Genomic DNA, 17,939 nt, shown 5'->3' with positions numbered 1-17,939 from the left:
GGGCCGGGCGAGCCGGGCGAGCCGGGCGGGCGGCGGCTCAGCCGTCGGCCGCGGCGCCGGCTGAGGGCACGGACGCCGAAGCGACCCGGCGGTGAGCGGTCACCGCCCCCAGCCGGGCGTTCCCGAGCGGGCCGCCGGCGAATCCGTGCGGGTTGTCGAGCTTGACATCGGGCCTGTCGCGCATGGCGGGATGTGCGTGGCCCGCCACCAGGGCCGGGTTGTCTTCGTCCGGCACGCGCTGCCGGGTGAACGGGTCCGGGCCTGCCTGACCGACACCTCGCACGACCGGTACTGGCGGGCTGACGCCGTCGAGGTCCTGCGGCCGTCGGCGGACAGGGTGGCCGCGCCGTGCCCGCATGCCGGGCCCGGCCGTTGCGGCGGATGCGACTGGCAGCACACCTCCGTTGCCGCGCAGCGTCGCTTCAAAGCCGGGGTGGTCCGTGAGCAGCTGCGCCGACTGGCCGGGCTCGACTGGCCGGTGGAGGTCGAGGCGCTGGATCCGCCGCCCGGCGCGCTGCCCGACGGCCTGGGGTGGCGCACCCGGATGCGTTACACGCTGACGGAGCAGGGCGAGGTCGCCTTGCGCGGGCACCGCTCGCACGAGATTGTCGCGGCGGCGGACTGCCGGATAGCGCACCCGCTCGTGCGCGCCGCCGTCGCCGGTCGGACCTTCCCGGCGGCCGGCGCGGGCACTGCCGATGGCGCTGCCGGGCCTGAGATCGACGTGGCCGCGAGCGTGTCGAGCGGCAGCACGATTATCACATCGGAAGCCCGTGCTGCCGGTTTTTCTGCCGGCGATGCCGACACCGAGATCGTCGAGGTGGTACGCGGGCGCCGGTTCATCCTGGCTCCCGGGGTGTTCTGGCAGGTCCACCCGGGTGCGCCCGAGGCGCTGGTGGACGCGGTCCTGACCGGCCTGGCGCCGCGCGCCGGGGAACGGGCGCTCGACCTGTACGCGGGCGCGGGCCTGTTCACCGCCGCGCTTGCCGAAGCCGTCGGTCCCGGCGGTCTCGTGGTGGCGATGGAGTCCGACCCGCGCGCGGTGGCGTCCGCCGCGCGCAGCCTCGCCGACCTCCCGCAGGTGTCGTTACGGGGCGTCCGGGTTTCGCCCGGCTCCCTGCGCGGGCTGGCCGGTACCGGCGCTGACATCGTCGTCCTCGATCCGCCCCGAGCGGGCGCGGGCACCGCTGTGATGCGCGAACTGCTTGCGTTGGGCCCCCGGGCGGTCGTGTACGTGGCCTGTGATCCCGCCTCGCTGGGCCGGGATCTCGCGGTGGCCGTCGCGCAGGGCTACTCCCTGGCGGAGCTGCGGGCGTTCGATCTGTTCCCGATGACCGCCCATGTCGAATGCGTGGCGTTACTGCATGGGCCGGTCTGATGACACACGGTCTGATGACACAACGGGGGAGCCCGCGCCCAGCGAGGCCCGTGTCCGGACACGCCCGCGCACTCCCCAGCCCGGCTGGGCGCCACGTCCGAGGCCGATGTCACGTCCGATGTCATGTCCGATGTCACGGTGGCGGACACGCCCGGCGAGAGGAACACGCACGTGTCCCGGCGCCGCTGGGGGGCCGGATACTCATGGGCAAACCACGCATCGTAAGCGTCGACTGGCCTTCTTGCTACCTGTTTGGGACGTGTTCACATGTCCAATCCGCGACCGCGACTGATCCCCTGACCTGCGTAGACTGAGCGGCGTCCGGGGCCGATCCCCTCAAAAAGGGGGAGGAAGTGCACGGAGAGGAAGTGTCGGTGTCGCTTCTGTCGACCGTTCGCAATCCGCACGATCTGAAGAGACTGGCAGTCGACGATCTTCCCGCGCTGGCGGCGGAGATCCGCGACTTTCTTATTCACGCGGTGGCGCGCACAGGTGGTCATCTCGGGCCGAACCTCGGCGCCGTCGAGCTGACCATCGCGATCCACCGGGTGTTCGACTCGCCCCATGACCGGATCCTGTGGGACACCGGCCACCAGTCCTATGTTCACAAGATCCTGACCGGCCGCGCGGACGCGTTCGCGGACCTGCGGCAGCGGGGCGGCCTGTCCGGGTATCCCAGCCAGGCCGAGTCACCGCACGACATCATCGAGAACTCGCACGCCTCGACAGCCCTGTCCTACGCCGATGGGCTGGCCCGGGCGTACGCGCTGCGTGGTGAGTCCCGCGCGGTCGTCGCCGTTGTGGGCGACGGCGCGTTGACCGGCGGCATGTGCTGGGAAGCGTTGAACAACATCGCGGCTGCGGACCGCCCGGTGATCGTGGTCGTCAACGACAACGGGCGCTCCTACGCCCCGACCATCGGTGGGCTGGCCGATCATCTGGCTGCCCTGCGGCTCGCGCCCGAGTACGAGCAGGTCCTCGACGTCGTCAAGCAGGTACTCGGCCGTACCCCGCTGGTCGGTGCGCCGCTCTACGACGCCCTGCATGGGATCAAGAAGGGCATCAAGGACGTCGTCCAGCCCCAGGGCATGTTCGAGGACCTCGGCCTGAAGTACGTGGGGCCGGTGGACGGGCACGACGTCCACGCGGTCGAGTCGGCGCTGCGGCGGGCCCGTGACTTCGGTGGGCCGGTGATCGTCCACTGCGTGACCCGCAAGGGCTTCGGCTATCCAGCCGCCGAGCAGGATGACGCCGACTGTTTCCACGCGGTCGGGGTCATCGACCCGAGTACCGGCAAGCCGGCCACGGCCGGCAGCGGCGGCGGCACCAGCTGGACGGGCGTCTTCTCCGATGAGATCGTCCAGATCGGCCATGAGCGTCCGGACGTCGTCACCCTCACCGCGGCCATGCTGCAGCCGGTCGGTCTGCAGAAGTTCGCCACGGCCTTTCCCGACCGGGTGTTCGACGTCGGTATCGCCGAGCAGCATGCGGTCACCTCCGCCGCGGGCCTGGCCATGGGCGGCCTCAAGCCGGTGGTGTGCGTCTACGCGACATTCCTCAACCGCGCCTTCGACCAGGTGCTGATGGACGTCGCCATGCACCGGCTGCCGGTCACCTTTGTCCTGGACCGGGCCGGTGTCACCGGTGAGGACGGGCCATCCCACAACGGCATGTGGGACATGTCCTTTCTGCAGCTCGTACCCGGGCTGGCACTGGCCGCGCCGCGGGACGAGCCCACGCTGCGGGCCGAGCTCCGCGAGGCGCTGGCGATCTCCGACGGGCCGTCGGTGGTGCGCTTCGCCAAGGGCAAGATCAACCCGGACATCCCCGCGATCGAGCGGGTTGGGTCGGTCGACATCCTCTACCGCTCGCCCGAGGCGACACCGTCGCGGGAGGTTCTCCTGGTAGCGGTGGGTGCGATGGCGAGTACCTGCCTGCAGGTCGCCGAGCGGGTCGCGAGCCACGGTATCGGGATCACGGTTGTCGACCCGCGGTGGGTCAAGCCACTGGATCCGGTGCTCGTGGACCTCGCCCGGATGCATTCGCTCGTGGTCACGGTCGAGGACAACGGCCGGGTCGGCGGGGTCGGGTCGACCTTCGCGCAGATGCTGCGGGATGCCGACGTCGACGTGCCGCTGCGCGACTTCGGCATCCCGCAGGCCTTCCTCGACCAGGGCAAGCGTCCGGAGGTCATGGCCGACATCGGCCTGTCCGCCCAGGAGCTCGCCCGCAAGGTCGTCGAGATGGTTGCGGGGCGCGCGTCCGTCCTCGACGAGGATGCCGAGGAGTCCGAGGAGGAAAGCGCGGCCGGTCAGCTCTGAGCTCCACACCACCCCTCGGGGTCGGTAAGGCCAAGAGAGTACGGGTACCCGACAGGGGTGCCCGTACTCTCTTGGCCGGGCAGAAACCCCGTTGCCGGCAGCAACCCGATACGCGCCCTAGAGCGCCCGAGAAGAGGACTGTCCGGCTCCCGCATCCCGCCCGGCCGCGTTGTCGTCAGTCGGCGCCCAACACCAGGGCCCTTCCTCCGCTGCCTTGCCGGATCGGGCGCGGATGAGCCGCTCACTGATCGAACGCCCTATCCTCGGGCGCTCTTAGTGGATCAATCCATCGGACGCCTGGAAAGCGGGCGAAGTCGGCGTCGCTGGAGCATAGCTCGGCGCTGTGCTCGACGGCGAGAGCGGCGAGATGTGCGTCGGACGTGAGGTTCCCAGCCGTTCCCAGCGGTGCCAGCAACTGGCGTAGAACCGCAGCGTGACGTTCGGTGGGATGGACGATCACGACACAGGGTCTGGCAAGCCATCCATCAACGATGTCGAGAATTTCGTCCGGACGGAACGGGTTCCGAAAGATCGTGGCGTGTGTCGTCAGGCGGATAACCGCAAGCAGCACCGGCCACGCGAACGCAACGGTCTCGGCGCCCGACAGCGTGCGTTCGAGCCAGGCTCTCGATGATTGATGTCGTGGTGAGGTGTCGTCGAGTGCGTAGATGAGCAGGTTGACGTCTGGCAGCTTCATGTACGGAGCTCAAGCCTGTTGATGATCTCCGCGTCCTCGAATTCGGTACTTAGCCGCAGTGCCTTGTCGAGGTCGACATCCGGTCGTAGCCCGAGCGACCGAGTGGGTAGCCGATAGGCCGGAACGTCCTGGCGTCTACTCGCCAGGCCGGCGCGGACGAGTGCGTTCAGGGCTTCCTTGAAGGAAATGCCCCGTTCGCGAACCACTTCCCGGAGAGCCATCGCGACATCTGGGTCGAGAGTCACTGTCGTACGCATCCTGGCATCATAGCATCAGGTTGTTTGCTGTCATGATGGCGTGATGATGTGATTGCTGTTGTCGGAGTTGACCGGATCAACGCTACGCTGAGCGGATGTGGCATGTACGTTCTGTTGGCAGAAGGGTTGGTCGACCGGCCGGGCGCTGTCACCCAGAACCGAGCCGACAAGAACTGGGCCGACCAGGACCGGGCCAGTTAGAACCCAGGCGTCGAGGGCCGCGGTGGTGGTTGGCGCGGGCGGCGTTGCTGCTGGCGGTCGGGTTGCTCGGCCTTGCGCTGGTCGGTCAGTGGAACGCGGTCCGGGCGTCGTTCGACGAGCTGACCGTGGTGAGCGTCGCCGCGGCCGGGGGCGTCACCGTGCTGGCGGTCGGGACGAGCGTGTTGTCCTGGCGGGCACTGCTGGTGGGGCTCGGCACGGCGCTGCCGTTACAGGCGGCCGTGCGGGTGTTCTTCGTCGGGCAGATCGGCAAGTACGTCCCGGGCAGCGTGTGGCCGGTGCTGGCGCAGATGGAGCTGTCGAGGGCCTACGGCGTGTCCCGGGTGAAGGCCGCGTCGGCGAGCCTGATCGTGCTGGCGCTGGCGGTCCCGTGCGGCGGGCTGGCCGCGGCCGTGACCCTGCCGTTCGTGTCGGCGACCGCGTTAGGTCACTACGGGTGGGCGCTGCTGGCGGTACCAGGGCTTGCGGTGGTGCTGTATCCACCGGTGCTGTCCAGGTTGCTGGCGCTCGCGTTCGGCCTGCTGCGCCGGCCACCGCTGGAGCGTCCGCTTGCCGTCCGCCCGGTGCTGGCCGGTGCCGGCTGGCTGCTGACGGGCTTTGTCCTCTACGGCGTGGCGACCTGGCTGCTGGTGCGTGATCTTGCTCCGTCCGTGCACGGGCCCCGCCTGCTGCTGCTCGCGGTTGGCGGGTACGCGCTCGCGTGGACGGCTGGGTTCCTCGTCCCGCTGGTCCCGGCTGGTGCGGGCGTGCGCGAGGCCGTACTGATCCTGGCGTTGGCGCCGGTGCTCGCGCACGGCCCGGCGACGTTGCTCGCCCTGGTCAGCCGGCTGCTCGCGACCGTGGCCGACCTGCTGTGGGCGGTATGCGGCGCGGCCGTGCGTACCGGCGGACGAGAGCTACGTGCGGGTGGTTCGCCTGGGCTGCTCCCCCTCGCGCCAGAAGTCGATGGTGAGCTCCTCACCGGCGACCCCGATCATGCTTAGGCCGGTGACGTCGATCCTGAACAGGGTGAACGGCTCGGGTACCGGCGTGGCGGTGGCTGCGGCCCACGCGGCCTGGTAGGCGTCCAGGCTTTCGGTGCCGGTCACGACGGCCGCCCTGCCGTTGATCTTTGCGTCGCCTTCGGTGACGTTCTTGTCGGTGGTTGCGCTGTGCAGGGCGCATCGTGGGTCCCCGCACAGATCGGCTCCCTTCCGGGAGCCGGGCATCATGCCGAGCCACAGCTCGCCGAGTGCGAACAACGGCTCGACCCCGCTCACCCGAGGAGATCCGTCACGCCGGATGGTCGCGAGGATCGCGAGCCCGTGCGCCTCGAAGCGCCCCCGGACCGCAGCCGCCAGCTCGGGCGCGGCTCGTTCAGCCTCACTCCAGTTCGCCATACCGCCCATGCTGCCAGGCACCGGCCGGTTCCCGGCCGGCTCCTGGATGCTTCCTGGACGCTTCCGGGGGAGAGAGCAACTGATTTACCGTGCGGTCTCCCGCTGGACGTTGGATCGGTGTGTGCATGTGACGTGCTGGTCGTTGCTTCCGGGAATCACGCGTCGTTAAGGTCCAAGCTGCCGGCTGGGAGATCGACGTACGGAGCGCCATGAGCATCGGCGGCCCGCTGCCGGCGTCGCCGTCTCGACAGGGCGTCGTCGTTCCACCCAGCTGCCCGATGCGCCCGGCTGCCCGACGCGCCGGCCGGCGTCAACCGACCGACGAGGGGATCCATGGCCCGCCGACCGATCATGAGCGCTGGGCCGCACCGCCGGGATCTGCTCCGGATGGCGGCTGCCGCCGGTTCGGTCGCGGCCCTTGAGCTGACCGTCACATCGTCAGCCAGCGCGGTCGCACCGATAACGGCGGATCTGTGCGTGTATGGCGCGACCATGGCCGGCGTCGCCGCCGCCGTGCAGATGCGTCGCATGGGCGGCTCGGTTGTGATCATCGAACCGACCGCCCACATCGGCGGTATGACAACGGGCGGGCTCAGCCAGACCGACATCGGTACGGGCGGCGCCGTCGGTGGGTTCGCGCGCGAGTTCTACCGCAGAGTGTATGTCGCCTACAACGGCGGCCCGCTCGGAGCCGCGACGCCGATGCAGACCACCTTTGAGCCTCGGGTGGCCGCGGCTGTCATGACCGACCTGCTCACCGGTGCGCAGGTGCCGGTCTACACCCGGCGGACGCTGGCCTCCGTCGGCCGCAGCGGCTCCCGGCTCACCTCGGTGGTGGCCGGTGACGGCACCGTGGTACGGGCCCAGATGTTCATCGATGCCTCCTACGAGGGGGACCTGCTGGCACTCGCCGGGGTGCGCTATGTGATCGGCCGTGAGTCGAACGCGGTGTACGGCGAGTCCAACAACGGGGTGCAGCTGCTTGCCAAGAACCAGTTCACCGCCGCGGTCGACCCGTACCGGCGTGCGGGCGACCCGGCCAGCGGGCTGCTTCCCGAGATCTCCGCGGCCGCCCTCGCGGCCACCGGCAGCGGTGACGCTCATGTCCAGGCGTACTGTTACCGGCTCTGCCTGACCAAGGCGCCGAACCGGATCGCGTTCCCGCGGCCGGCCGGCTATGACCCGAGCCGCTACGCCCTCGTACCGCGCCTGATCGCGGCCGGGTACGCCGACCCGTTCACCGACAAGGCCGCGGCGTTCATGAACAACACGGTGTTGCGGAACGGCAAGTTCGACGCAAACAGCGCCGGGCCGTTCTCGTTCGACCATGTTGGCGCCGCCGACGGGTACCCGCGCGCGAGCTGGTCCCAGCGTGCGCAGATCGTGGCTGATCACACTTCCTACCAGCAGGGCCTGCTCTACTTCCTGGCGAACGACAGCGCGGTGCGCTCGGACGTCCGCTCCGCGGTCGCGGCCTTCGGGCTGGCACCCGACGAGTTCACCGCCACCGGCAACTGGCCGCCGCAACTCTATGTGCGCGAAGCTCGTCGGATGGTGAGCTCGCGCTACGTCCTCACCGAGGCGGACTGTCGCGGCCAGACCGCGGTCGCCGACGGCGTCGGGCTCGCGAGCTACTCGCGGGACTCCCACAACTGCCAGCGGCTCGTCGTCGGTGGGCAGGTGAAGAACGAGGGCGACATCCAGATCGCGTTACCCGCGCCGTTCCGGCTGCCGTACCGGGCGATGGTTCCCGACAGCGCGCAGTGCACGAACCTCATCGTCCCGGTCTGCCTGTCGGCGTCGCACGTCGCCTACAGCTCGCTGCGGATGGAACCGGTTTTCATGATTCTCGGGCAGGCGGCCGGCGCCGCGGCCAAGCTCGCGCTCGACAGCGGGGCCAACGCGCAGGGAGTCGATCCCGCGGCGCTTCGCGCGCGGCTGTTCGAGGACATGGCCGTGCTCGACTATCCCGACGTCGCTGTCGACGACACCGACCCGATGACGGCGGTCACCGGCTCCTGGCCGGCCAGTTCGGCGATCGCGGGCTACTACGGGACCGGCTATCTGCATGACAACAACGCCGGCAAGGGCGGCAAGAGCGTCCGTTTCGTCCCGTCCCTCCGGGCGGCCGGTACCTATCGGGTGTACCTGCGGTGGACGTCGACGGCCGCGCGGGCGTCGAACGTGCCGGTGACCGTTGCCTACCGGGGCGGTTCGGCAACGCTCACCGTGGATCAACGTGTCGGGGGCGGCCGGTGGGCGTTGCTCGGGGCGTGGCCGTTCGACGCGGGCACGGCAGGGAGCGTGACCATGGCGACCACCGGAACCGACAACTATGTGGTCGCCGACGCGGCTCGCTTCGTCCGCTCCGGTTGATCGCTTCGTCCGGACCGGACGGCCGCATCGACCGGGCCGGTCCCCGGCCGCGAGAATGAGCGGCCGTTCATTTCGTATACCCGGGGACCCGCCCACCGGCCAGCAGAATTCGGGGCCTGTTCACCTTCGGCTCGCCACCCGGGAGGCGACGTCTGTTTTTATGTCAAAGCAATGGAGCGGAACCGGCGTCGCCGACGCCGGTCAGGGGGTAACTCCACTGTGACGTACGGTGCGTATACATGATGACCGAAGAGCGTTCGACCATGAATTTTCTCGGCTGGCTGAAACTGCCCCGAGCCGCGGTTATGGGGGCCGGCTCTGGCGCGGCGGGCGCCGGCGCGGGCTCGGTCGCCCCGGCTGAGGCGCGGCGCGACACGAACCCGCGCCCCGGCCCGGCTGACCGGCTGTTTCACGGCGTCGGCCGGACGGCCGCCATAACCGTGATGACGACGATGGGCTTCATCGGTGTATTCCTGCTGTACAAGGCGCTGCCGGCGCTGCGGCGGGTCGGCTGGTCGTTTTTCACCGAAACCCAGTGGCTGCCGAGCTCGACCAGGTTCGGCGTCGGCGCCGTGCTGCCGGGGACGATCCTCATTGCCGGCGTCGCGTTGGTTGTCGCCGTTCCACTGTCGATCTGTACGGCTTTGTTCGTCGCCGAGTACGCGCCCCGGGCGCTGCGCCGCCCGATGGTTTCGCTGCTTGACCTCATGGCCGCTATTCCAAGCATCGTCTACGGGCTGTGGGGGTTTTTCTTTCTCCAGCCGCGAGCCATCACGGTGAGCCGCTGGCTGACCGACCACCTCGGTTGGCTGCCCTTCTTCCGGACCGACGGCGGAGTCAGCGGGCTCGGCCAGTACGCCTCGTCGACCTTCATCGCCGGGCTCGTCGTCGCGCTGATGGTCACGCCGATCATTACATCGATCATGCGCGAGGTCTTCTCGCAGGCTCCGGTGGGTGAGCGGGAGGGGGCGCTGGCGCTGGGCGGCACGCGCTGGGGCATGATCCGCGCTGTCGTCATCCCGTTCGGCCGAGGCGGCATGGTCGGCGCGGTCATGCTCGGCCTGGGCCGGGCACTCGGCGAGACGATCGCCGTCTACTTGATCATCGCGCCGCTCTTCGCGTCACCCGGGCGGATGACTCACATTTTGCAGCAGGGCGGGATGTCGATTTCCTCACTCATCGCGCTGCGTTACAACGAGTCCGGTTCGTTCGGTCTGGCCGCCCTCTTCGGCGCCGGGCTGGTGCTCTTCGCCCTGACGCTCGTGGTCAACGCCTTCGCCTCGACCATCATCAGCCGGTCGCGTTCCGGCGCGGCAACGGAGATCTGATGGCGCTCACCGCACCTGCACCGCGTGGGCGCACGGCGCCCGCCGCCGGGCCGGACCTCGCCGGACCCGACCAGCCAGTACTCCCGCCGGAGGTCCGGATCCGGCCGGCTCAGGTCACTGCCAGCGACGTGACCGCCATCGGCGGATCCGCGCTCTGCGCGCTGTGCCTCACCTGGATCCTGTTCGAGCGGATTCTGCCGCTGTCGGGGACTGTCGGTTTCTGGGTGTGCTGGTACGTCCTCTTCCTGGCCGTTTACTCGACCGTGCTGCTGACGGGGGACGGCCGTGGTGTCGCGCTCGTCGACCGCGTCATGTCGGTGATCTGCCATGCGGCCGGGATAATGGTCGTTGCTTTACTTTCTGTAATAATTGGTTATACGGCGTTTCGTGGTTACACGGCCCTGCACCTCAACTTCTTCACGCGAACAATGTCGGTGACAGCCCCGTCCGACCCACTGACCTCGGGCGGGGCACTCCATGCCATTGTGGGCACGCTGTTGCAGGTCGGTGTCGCGGTATTCATCTCAGTGCCGCTCGGTATCACCACCGCGTTGTTCCTCAATGAGATACGCGGCCCTCTCGCCCGGCCGGTACGCACGATCGTCGACACGATGAGCGCGATTCCGTCGGTGGTCGCGGGCCTGTTCATCTTCGCGACCGTCGTGCTGGCGCTCGGCACGAACCGGTGCGGGTTCGCCGCCTCCCTTGCCATCACCATCATGATGATGCCGATCATTACCCGGACAGCGGAAGTGGTATTCCGGATCGTCCCCGGTGGGCTGCGGGAGGCCTCCTTCGCACTCGGCGCGAGCCAGTGGAAGACCGTGTGGCATGTTGTGCTGCCCACCGCCCGCCCAGGCCTGCTGACAGCGGTCATTCTCGGGGTTGCGCGCGGCGTTGGTGAGACTGCGCCGGTGCTGCTCACGGCGGGTTTCACCAATGACCTCAACGCCGACCCCGCCCACGGCGCGATGCTCTCCCTGCCCCTCTACGTCCTCAACTACGTCAAGTTCCCCCAGCCCGAGTCGGTCGCGCGGGCCTATGGCGCGGCGCTGACGCTTCTCGCGCTCGTACTCACGCTGTTCGTCATCGCCCGCGTTGTCGGAGGCCGTGGCCCCGGACAGCTCTCACGCCGGCAGAAGCGCCGCTCCGCGGAGGTGTCCTGATGATGCCCAATGTCTCCCCGGGAGATGCCCGCTCAGGAAACACGCCCGCACGAGGCAGGCCGCCGGGCACGAGGAGGCGCCGGCTGGTCGCCCGATTCGTCGCGATCATGCTGATCGTGGCCGCGGCCGGCGGGGCCGGGATCGGGGCGACGCCGCCCGCCAGCGCCGACGCCCCCTATGCGGCCGTGGCCGGATCCGGCTCCACCTGGAGTGAGATCATGATCAGCCAGTGGGTTCGCGACGTCCGCAAGAACGGCCTTCCGGTCAACTACACCGGTAACGGTTCTTCATCGGGACGGTCGGATTACTGGAACGGTCTCAACGACTTCGCGGTGTCCGAGATCCCGTTCCAGCCGCGGATCCCGGGCAGCAACGACACTGATGAGCTGCCGCTCGCGGCCAGGCGGCCGTATGCCTATCTGCCCATCGTCGCGGGTGGGACGTCGTTCATGTATCACCTGACCGTCGCCGGGAAACAGGTCACGAATCTCCGGCTGTCGGGCGAGACCCTTACCAAGATTTTTACCGGGGTCATCACCAACTGGTCGGATGCCGCGATCACCAGGGACAACGGTCGGCAGCTGCCGGACAAGGCCATCACACCGGTCCTTCGCTCGGATGGTTCGGGTACGTCCGCCCAGTTCACGCTCTACATGTCGAAGCAGTACCCCGGGCTCTGGGCGGACTTCTGCGGCAGGTACGCGGGTTTCACCGGCAACTGCGGGCTGCAGTCGTTCTACCCGACATTTCCCGGGGCGAAGGGCCAGGCCCTGTCAAGCGGCGTCGCCAACTATGTCGCCGCTCCGTACGGCGAGGGCTCCATCACCTACGTCGAGTACTCCTACGCCCAGCGTTCGGGATTCCCGGTCGCAAGCATCCTGAATGCCGGTGGCTATTACGTCCAGCCAACCGCGGGAGATGTGGCGGTGGCTCTCACGCAGGCGAAAATCAACACCGACCTCACCCAGAACCTGGACGGCGTCTACGCCTACAACGACCCTCGTGCCTACCCCATCTCGAGCTACAGCTACATGATTGTTCCGGTCGAGGCGGTGGGGCGGTTCACGCCCGACAAGGGGCGGACCCTGTCGACCTTCATGAGCTACTTTCTGTGCGCCGGTCAGCAGAAGGCGGAGAACCTCGGGTTCTCGCCCCTGCCGGTCAACCTCGTGCAGGCCGGTTTCGACCAGCTGAGCCGCATACCGGGGCACGTTGCGCCGCCTGCCCTGGCCAGCTGCAACAATCCCGCGCTGCAGGTGCTGAACACCGCGCCAGCGCCCCCCGCCTGCGCGAAGGCCGGCGCGGCGGCGTGCGCCACGACAACGGCCAGCACGTCCAGCGGCGCTGGTGGCGGCACCGGTTCCGGTAGCGCTTCCGGCGGCGCTGCCAGCGGCAGTGGTTCGGGCGGCACGGCCGGCGATACCTCCGGCGGCGCCGGGACGGGTGTTACCGGGACGGGCGGGGAGGCATCGAACGGTACCGGCTCGGCGGGCACGGGCACAGGCACAGGCACAGGCACGACGATCGACCCGGAGACCGGACAGCTTGTCGGCGCGGCCAGCGGCAACGGCTCAGGTGGACCCGGCGGGAGCGACATCTCCGCCGCCCCGGTATCGGTGTCAAGCCTGCGCCAGGGCGGTCACCAGGCGAACATTCTTTTTGTGCTCGCCGGCCTCACCGTGTTGGCCGCCTTCTTTGTCCCACCGTTGTTGAGCGCACAGCTGAGCCGCCGCCCGCCGCCACCTGAATGAGCGCTACCCGGCCCCCGAGAATTCATTTTCTTCGCCGCCGCAAAATGTCGAGCCCACCCGTGAACGCATATTCACGGGTGTTTACTGAATGGTTACCCGATAGCTGCCCGGTAAATCCCCCGGATGGCTGGCCGTGTTCATCAGAAGCATGGAAACGTCACACCGGAGCCACCTGACGGCTCGGCGGTGGTTGCGTGCCGCCAGGTGAAAACCGTTCCCGACGAGGAGTGGAACATGAATATTCCGAAGAAGGCGGCCCGCGTGGTCGCCGTAACGGCCACGGCGCTGGCCGTGGGCGCCATGGGCGGACCTGCCCTGGCCGACCCGCCAGCGAACGTCACCCCGGCGGCCGGCGACATCGTCGGCGTGGGTTCGGACACCACGCAGAACATCCTGAACGACTACTCGACGTCGTACAACGCGACGAACCCGTCGAAGAAGCTCTACAGCTGGAACGCGACCGGCACAACCCCCATCACCGCGAAGGCTGGCTGTGCGAACTATGCCCGGCCGAACGGCTCGAGCGCGGGTGTCACAGCCCTGAACAACGACCCGGCCGCATACAACGCGCCCGGCGTGTGCGTCGACTTCGCGCGTTCCTCGCGTTACCCGGACGCGACGAAGCCCTCGGACGTCGACAAGACCTTCATCGCGTACGCCAAGGACGTGGTGACCTGGGCCGCGAAGCCGGTCTCGCCCAAGCTGACGCCGAAGACCGTCAGCACCAGCCAGCTGAAGAGCATCTACCTGTGCACCCTGACCGACTGGCACGTCATCAACTCGGCCCTGCCGAGCTCGCCCATCGAGCCGTACCTGCCGCAGTCGGGCTCGGGCACGCGGAACTCCTTCCTCAAGGCGCTGAACAACGGTGGTGATGTCAACGGCCCGAACGCGGCCCTGACGCCGGGCGCGTGCGTACGTCAGCCCGCCACCCTGGAGGAGAACAGCGGTGTGAGTCTCCAGGCCAACCTCCAGGCCGGAGACGCGATCGGTGACGCGCTGGTGCCGTACTCGGCTGGCAAGTGGGTCGCCCAGTCCCGCGGCGGCGACGTGGACAACCGCAATGGCTTCACCGTCCGCCAGATCGACAGCGTTCCCGCCACAGTCCCCGACGTCGCCAACGGCGCGGCCGGCCCGTACTCCCTGAACACCAGCGGCAAGTTCCCCCGCCTGCTGTTCAACGTGCTCAAGAACCAGCCTGGCAGCACCGGTCTGGACAAGATCTGGTCAGGCTACACCGCGGTCTTCGGTAAGGCCGGCTACATCTGCACCCACCCGCTCGGCGTCAACGAGGGCTTTGTCTCGCTGCCCACGTCGGGTACGGGCACGCTCTGCGGTGCCAAGTACGGCCTTTCCTAGCAGGCCAGCGGCCCGCCCCAGAGCGCACCCGTGTTAACCGCAGGGCCCGGTGTCCGCGCCGGGCTCTGCGGCGCATCCATCCATATGTTCCGTCGTGACTGGCCGGGTAGGTCCCGATACCCGGGTGGGTCCCGACACCACCGCACGCCCGTCCGCGGCGTGTCCCTCCCCGGCGCTGGAGAAGACGTGTCACCGAAATTGCCTGGCTGGCCAACGGACGCGCGCACACGGCCCTCCCCGTGCGCCCGGCGGCCGCGGGGGGCCAAGGTGCCGCGGGCGGGCGTCGCGCTCGCGCTGGCTGGCGCGGTCATGGTGTTCACCGGCTCGCTGCTGCTGCCGGGGCCGCAACCGGCACGGGCCGCGGACGTCTCGGTGGCGAGGACCTTCCCGGCACCGGCGATCGGGGCGAACGCCTCGGTGACGGTCAGCAAGACGACCGATCTCGGTTTCGAGGCGATCCACGTCAGCTGGCGGGGCTTCCCGTCCAGCGGGACGGAGCTGTCGACGAACGAGGTTCGCATCTACCAATGCCGAGCCGCGCCGAAGTCCGCCGGTGACTGCTACGGCTCCGAGACGCTGGCGTCGGGTTCCGATCCCAGCGCGCTCGGCGGGCTCAACGGCGCGGGCCCGGACGGGCCGGGTAACAGGCGCAAAGCGATCACGCAGCCGGCCGGGACGGGCAGCGCCGACTTCGTGGTCGAGACGGGGCGCGAACTGACCAGCCTTGGCTGTAACTCGACCCAGCCGTGCTCGCTGGTGCTGTGGAAGCTCACGACGCCGTCCGTCGAGCTGGTGAACAGCTGGGCGCCACACGTCACCATCCCGTTGGCCTTCCGTCTCGGCGCCGGGGCGTGCTCGATCAACAACCCCGACTTCACCTCCGCGGGCGCGCCCGTGGCGAACCTCGCGATGCTGAGCTGGACCGCCAGGTCGTGCGCGGGCACGCCCGCGCTCAATGTCGACTACTCGCTGCTCGGTGACGTCCAGGCCCGGTCGGACTATGCCGCCGGCAGCGTGGACATGGCGCTGACCACGCGCCCGGCCGCCACCGGCGCGACCGGCCCGAATCCGGTGGCCTACGCGCCGCTGGCGGTGTCCGGTATTTCGGTCGGTTTCCTGCTCGACGATCCCGTGACCCACCAGCAGGTCACCTCGCTCAGGCTGAACGCACGGCTGATCGCGAAGCTGCTCACGCAGTCCTACCCCGGTCTCTACGGTTCCGGTGGGCCGCCCGGCTGCGACCCCACGGCGCCCATCACCGGGCCTGGCAGCGCGTACTGCCCCAACCCGGGGACGGCTGGGAACCCAGTGACGATCTTCGCGGACCCGGAGTTCCAGGCGCTCAACCCCGGTGTCGCCTGGGCACGGGACTTCACCGCCCAGAACTACTTCCCGCCGGTGCTCACCGCCGACGGTGAGGACCTGACCTACGAGCTGACTCGCTGGCTCGCCGCGGACCCGGATGCGAGCGCCTTCCTCAAGGGCACCAAGGACCCGGCCGGCATGCATGTCAGCGACTACTTCCTCGACGCCTGGAACAAGGGCGGCCTGCGATTCCCGCTCGACACGTTCCGCACGGTCGATCCGACGTCGGCGATGAACATGACGTTCGCCCCGCTGAGCGGGCTGGACGCGGTCGTCCGCCAGGCCGCGGCCGGCGCTCCGGCGGGCAAGGACCCGAGCAGCATCTCCGACCAGGATCCCAGCCATCAGCCGTCCTCCTACGCGGCGGCACGACAGGGCTTCCGGTCGTTGTTCGTGCTCTTTGACAGCGCGGACGCGACCAACCTGAGCATGCCGCAGGCGGAGCTGAAGAACGCCGCCGGCTCCTTCACCACTCCGACCGAGGCGTCCATGGCGGCGGCTGTCAAAGCCATGACCGTCGATGCGGACGGCGTCCGCCAGGCCGACCACACCGCGACCGACCCGGCCGTCTACCCGCTCGTGCTGGTTCACTACGCGATGGTCCCGACCAGCGGCATCGACAGGACCAAAGCCGGCAAGATCGCCGATTTCATCGACCTGGCCGCGGTGAAGGGCCAAGAGCACGGTATCGACAACGGTCAGCTGCCCAACGGCTATCTGAGTCTGCCGGCGGATCTGGTAGCGCAGGCCCGTACGGTCGAGACCGCGGTACGCCTCCAGGCCGCGCCGGCGTCGGCCGGTACACCCACCGCTTCGGCGAGCCCGTCGCCCGGGGCGCAGGCGGCCTCCGCCGCCGCGGGCAATGCCGCCGTGGGCGGCACCACAACGTCCGGGCAGGACAGCGGCGACACGTCGGCGAGTGCTGGCGGTACCACCTCGACCGGCGGCGGCACGGCCACGCCCGCCCCCAGCCCGACGGCGACCGCTCGGTCCGGCGCCAGCCCATCGGCCCGAGCCGTCCCGAGGGCGAGCGCCACCTCGGCGTTCACCACGTCGGCCAGGTCGGGACCGCTGGTGGAGTCCACCGGCGTCGGGCGGCACGCCATACTGCTCCTGGTCGTGATCGGATTCGCTTCCGTGGTATTCGGCCTGGGGCTTGTCGGGTACTCACGGGGTGAACCCGCGCCGGCCTGGGCACGGTCGCTGGCCCGGGTGCTCCCGCGGATGTGGAAGTAGGCGGGGTGCGCGTGACGGTTCAGGCATCAGCGCCGGGTACGGCCCCCACCACGGCAGTGACGGCGGCGACAGCGACGGCGGCCACAGCGACGGCGACGACACGGACAACGGCGGCATGGGCAACGGCGCGCCCGGCCACCGGCGGGCCGCCGCGGCGCCAGCCCGCCGGTGGCCGGGCGGTCATCGGGATCGCCGTCGGGCGGGTTCTCCTCATGCTGGCCGCGCTGATGCTCGGCTTCGCCGGCTATCTGCTCGCGGTGTCCGGGCTGCAGCAGACCCGGACCCAGGACAACCTCTACAAGACGTTTCGCGGCCAGCTCGCCCAGACCGGTGATGAGGTTGCTCCGGTCGCACCACCCATCACGCCCGGGGTGCCGGTGGCGATCGTCGAGATTCCTCGGCTGAAGGTGCGTCAGGTCGTCGTCGAGGGTACCACCAGCGGCGCGCTCACCCGTGGGCTCGGTCATCGGCGGGACACACCGCTGCCCGGCCAGGCCGGCACGGCGGTTGTCTACGGTCGGCGTTCGACGTTCGGCGCGCCTTTCGCGAAGCTCGACAAGCTGCGGATCGGCGATGAGATCGTCGCGACGACCGGTCTCGGCAGCGCGACGTTCACGGTCGTCGAGGTCCGCGACGGGCGCACCCCACCGCGGCCGCTGACCGCGCCGGTCAACCGGATCACGCTGGTGACCTCGGCGCCGGCCGTCAGCCCGAGCCACACACTGGTGGTCACCGCCAAGCTGACGACCGCCGTGGCGCCGTCCGCGGGTGTCCGGCCGGCCATCTACGCCGACGAGCGTTCCCTCGCCAGCGAGCCGGCCGCCGCCCTGCCCCTGTTGCTCTGGGCGCAGGTACTCCTCGTCGCGGTGGTGTGCGCGACCTGGTTGTTCCACCGCTGGGAACGGTGGCCGGCCTATCTCGTGAGCGCGCCTGTGCTGGTCGCGGTGGTCTGGAACGTTTACGAGAACCTCGCCCGCCTGCTCCCGAACCTGCTCTGAAGGGATGGACATCGTGCCTGACGCGCCCGTGACCGGCGTGCCCGCGCTTGACAAGCCGACCGCGCGGTTCCCGGCCGTAGCGGAGCCTGCGCCCTTGGGCACGGCGACG

General features: G+C 69.3%; 13 protein-coding genes. 10 read left to right on the top strand and 3 right to left on the bottom strand.

Annotated elements, in window-relative coordinates; genetic code table 11:
- Positions 1-91 precede the first annotated feature (91 nt).
- Both MJ785_RS13680 and dxs read left to right on the top strand, forming a co-directional pair.
- Complete coding sequence (locus tag MJ785_RS13680) at positions 92-1,378, top strand: class I SAM-dependent RNA methyltransferase (RefSeq protein WP_239310974.1); 1,287 nt, start codon at positions 92-94, stop codon at positions 1,376-1,378.
- Between the two features lie 374 nt (positions 1,379-1,752).
- Positions 1,753-3,699 carry a 1-deoxy-D-xylulose-5-phosphate synthase gene (gene dxs / locus MJ785_RS13675; protein ID WP_239310973.1) on the top strand — a complete coding sequence of 649 codons (1,947 nt, stop codon included), beginning with the start codon at positions 1,753-1,755 and terminating at the stop codon, positions 3,697-3,699.
- A gap of 241 nt (positions 3,700-3,940) precedes the next feature.
- On the opposite strand, the gene MJ785_RS13670 is transcribed toward dxs, so the two are convergent.
- Entirely contained in the window at positions 3,941-4,396 is a 456-nt protein-coding gene (locus MJ785_RS13670) for a type II toxin-antitoxin system VapC family toxin (protein WP_239310972.1), read from the bottom strand.
- Positions 4,393-4,653 carry a hypothetical protein gene (locus tag MJ785_RS13665; protein ID WP_239310971.1) on the bottom strand — a complete coding sequence of 87 codons (261 nt, stop codon included), beginning with the start codon at positions 4,651-4,653 and terminating at the stop codon, positions 4,393-4,395. The genes MJ785_RS13670 and MJ785_RS13665 overlap by 4 nt, the downstream gene beginning before the upstream one ends.
- Positions 4,654-4,748: 95 nt before the next feature.
- Between MJ785_RS13665 and MJ785_RS13660 the strand changes: the two genes are divergently transcribed.
- Entirely contained in the window at positions 4,749-5,855 is a 1,107-nt protein-coding gene (locus MJ785_RS13660) for a lysylphosphatidylglycerol synthase transmembrane domain-containing protein (protein WP_370652947.1), read from the top strand.
- Here the strand turns inward: MJ785_RS13660 and MJ785_RS13655 are convergent.
- Positions 5,769-6,251 (bottom strand): pyridoxamine 5'-phosphate oxidase family protein, encoded by a 483-nt coding sequence (locus MJ785_RS13655; RefSeq protein ID WP_239310970.1) that lies wholly within the window; start codon positions 6,249-6,251, stop codon positions 5,769-5,771. The genes MJ785_RS13660 and MJ785_RS13655 overlap by 87 nt on opposite strands.
- A gap of 333 nt (positions 6,252-6,584) precedes the next feature.
- On the opposite strand from MJ785_RS13655, the gene MJ785_RS13650 reads away from it, so the two are divergent.
- From MJ785_RS13650 to MJ785_RS13620, 7 genes are all read left to right on the top strand, one after another.
- The gene (locus tag MJ785_RS13650; protein WP_239310969.1) at positions 6,585-8,627 is read left to right on the top strand and encodes an FAD-dependent oxidoreductase; all 2,043 of its coding nucleotides are present in this window, start codon (positions 6,585-6,587) and stop codon (positions 8,625-8,627) included.
- A 239-nt stretch (positions 8,628-8,866) separates the two neighbouring features.
- On the top strand, positions 8,867-9,955 hold the full coding sequence (pstC, locus tag MJ785_RS13645; protein ID WP_239310968.1) for a phosphate ABC transporter permease subunit PstC: 1,089 nt from the start codon (positions 8,867-8,869) through the stop codon (positions 9,953-9,955).
- Positions 9,955-11,121 (top strand): phosphate ABC transporter permease PstA, encoded by a 1,167-nt coding sequence (gene pstA / locus MJ785_RS13640; protein WP_239310967.1) that lies wholly within the window; start codon positions 9,955-9,957, stop codon positions 11,119-11,121. Before pstC ends, pstA begins: the two co-directional genes overlap by 1 nt.
- Positions 11,121-12,872, top strand: a complete 1,752-nt coding sequence (locus MJ785_RS13635) for a phosphate ABC transporter substrate-binding protein PstS (RefSeq protein ID WP_239381218.1) — start codon at positions 11,121-11,123, stop codon at positions 12,870-12,872. Before pstA ends, MJ785_RS13635 begins: the two co-directional genes overlap by 1 nt.
- A 204-nt stretch (positions 12,873-13,076) precedes the next feature.
- On the top strand, positions 13,077-14,231 hold the full coding sequence (locus MJ785_RS13630; RefSeq protein ID WP_239310965.1) for a PstS family phosphate ABC transporter substrate-binding protein: 1,155 nt from the start codon (positions 13,077-13,079) through the stop codon (positions 14,229-14,231).
- 267 nt (positions 14,232-14,498) lie between these two features.
- The gene (locus MJ785_RS13625; protein ID WP_239381216.1) at positions 14,499-16,832 is read left to right on the top strand and encodes a hypothetical protein; all 2,334 of its coding nucleotides are present in this window, start codon (positions 14,499-14,501) and stop codon (positions 16,830-16,832) included.
- Between the two features lie 5 nt (positions 16,833-16,837).
- Complete coding sequence (locus MJ785_RS13620; protein WP_239381214.1) at positions 16,838-17,830, top strand: sortase; 993 nt, start codon at positions 16,838-16,840, stop codon at positions 17,828-17,830.
- The last annotated feature ends 109 nt before the right edge of the window (positions 17,831-17,939 follow it).

It is taken from the genome of Protofrankia sp. CiT1 (assembly GCF_917627335.1).
GTDB lineage: Bacteria > Actinomycetota > Actinomycetes > Frankiales > Frankiaceae > Protofrankia.
The sequence above is the reverse complement of the archived record's forward strand: the minus strand, read 5'-3'. Positions and strand labels throughout refer to the sequence as shown.

Coding starts and splice junctions, on each gene's coding strand:
- pstC (WP_239310968.1), top strand. CDS start 8,867: ATGATGACCGAAGAGCGTTCGACCATGAATTTTCTCGGCTGGCTGAAA.
- MJ785_RS13635 (WP_239381218.1), top strand. CDS start 11,121: ATGATGCCCAATGTCTCCCCGGGAGATGCCCGCTCAGGAAACACGCCC.
- pstA (WP_239310967.1), top strand. CDS start 9,955: ATGGCGCTCACCGCACCTGCACCGCGTGGGCGCACGGCGCCCGCCGCC.
- MJ785_RS13660 (WP_370652947.1), top strand. CDS start 4,749: ATGTGGCATGTACGTTCTGTTGGCAGAAGGGTTGGTCGACCGGCCGGG.
- MJ785_RS13665 (WP_239310971.1), bottom strand. CDS start 4,653: ATGCGTACGACAGTGACTCTCGACCCAGATGTCGCGATGGCTCTCCGG.
- MJ785_RS13650 (WP_239310969.1), top strand. CDS start 6,585: ATGGCCCGCCGACCGATCATGAGCGCTGGGCCGCACCGCCGGGATCTG.
- MJ785_RS13655 (WP_239310970.1), bottom strand. CDS start 6,251: ATGGCGAACTGGAGTGAGGCTGAACGAGCCGCGCCCGAGCTGGCGGCT.
- MJ785_RS13670 (WP_239310972.1), bottom strand. CDS start 4,396: ATGAAGCTGCCAGACGTCAACCTGCTCATCTACGCACTCGACGACACC.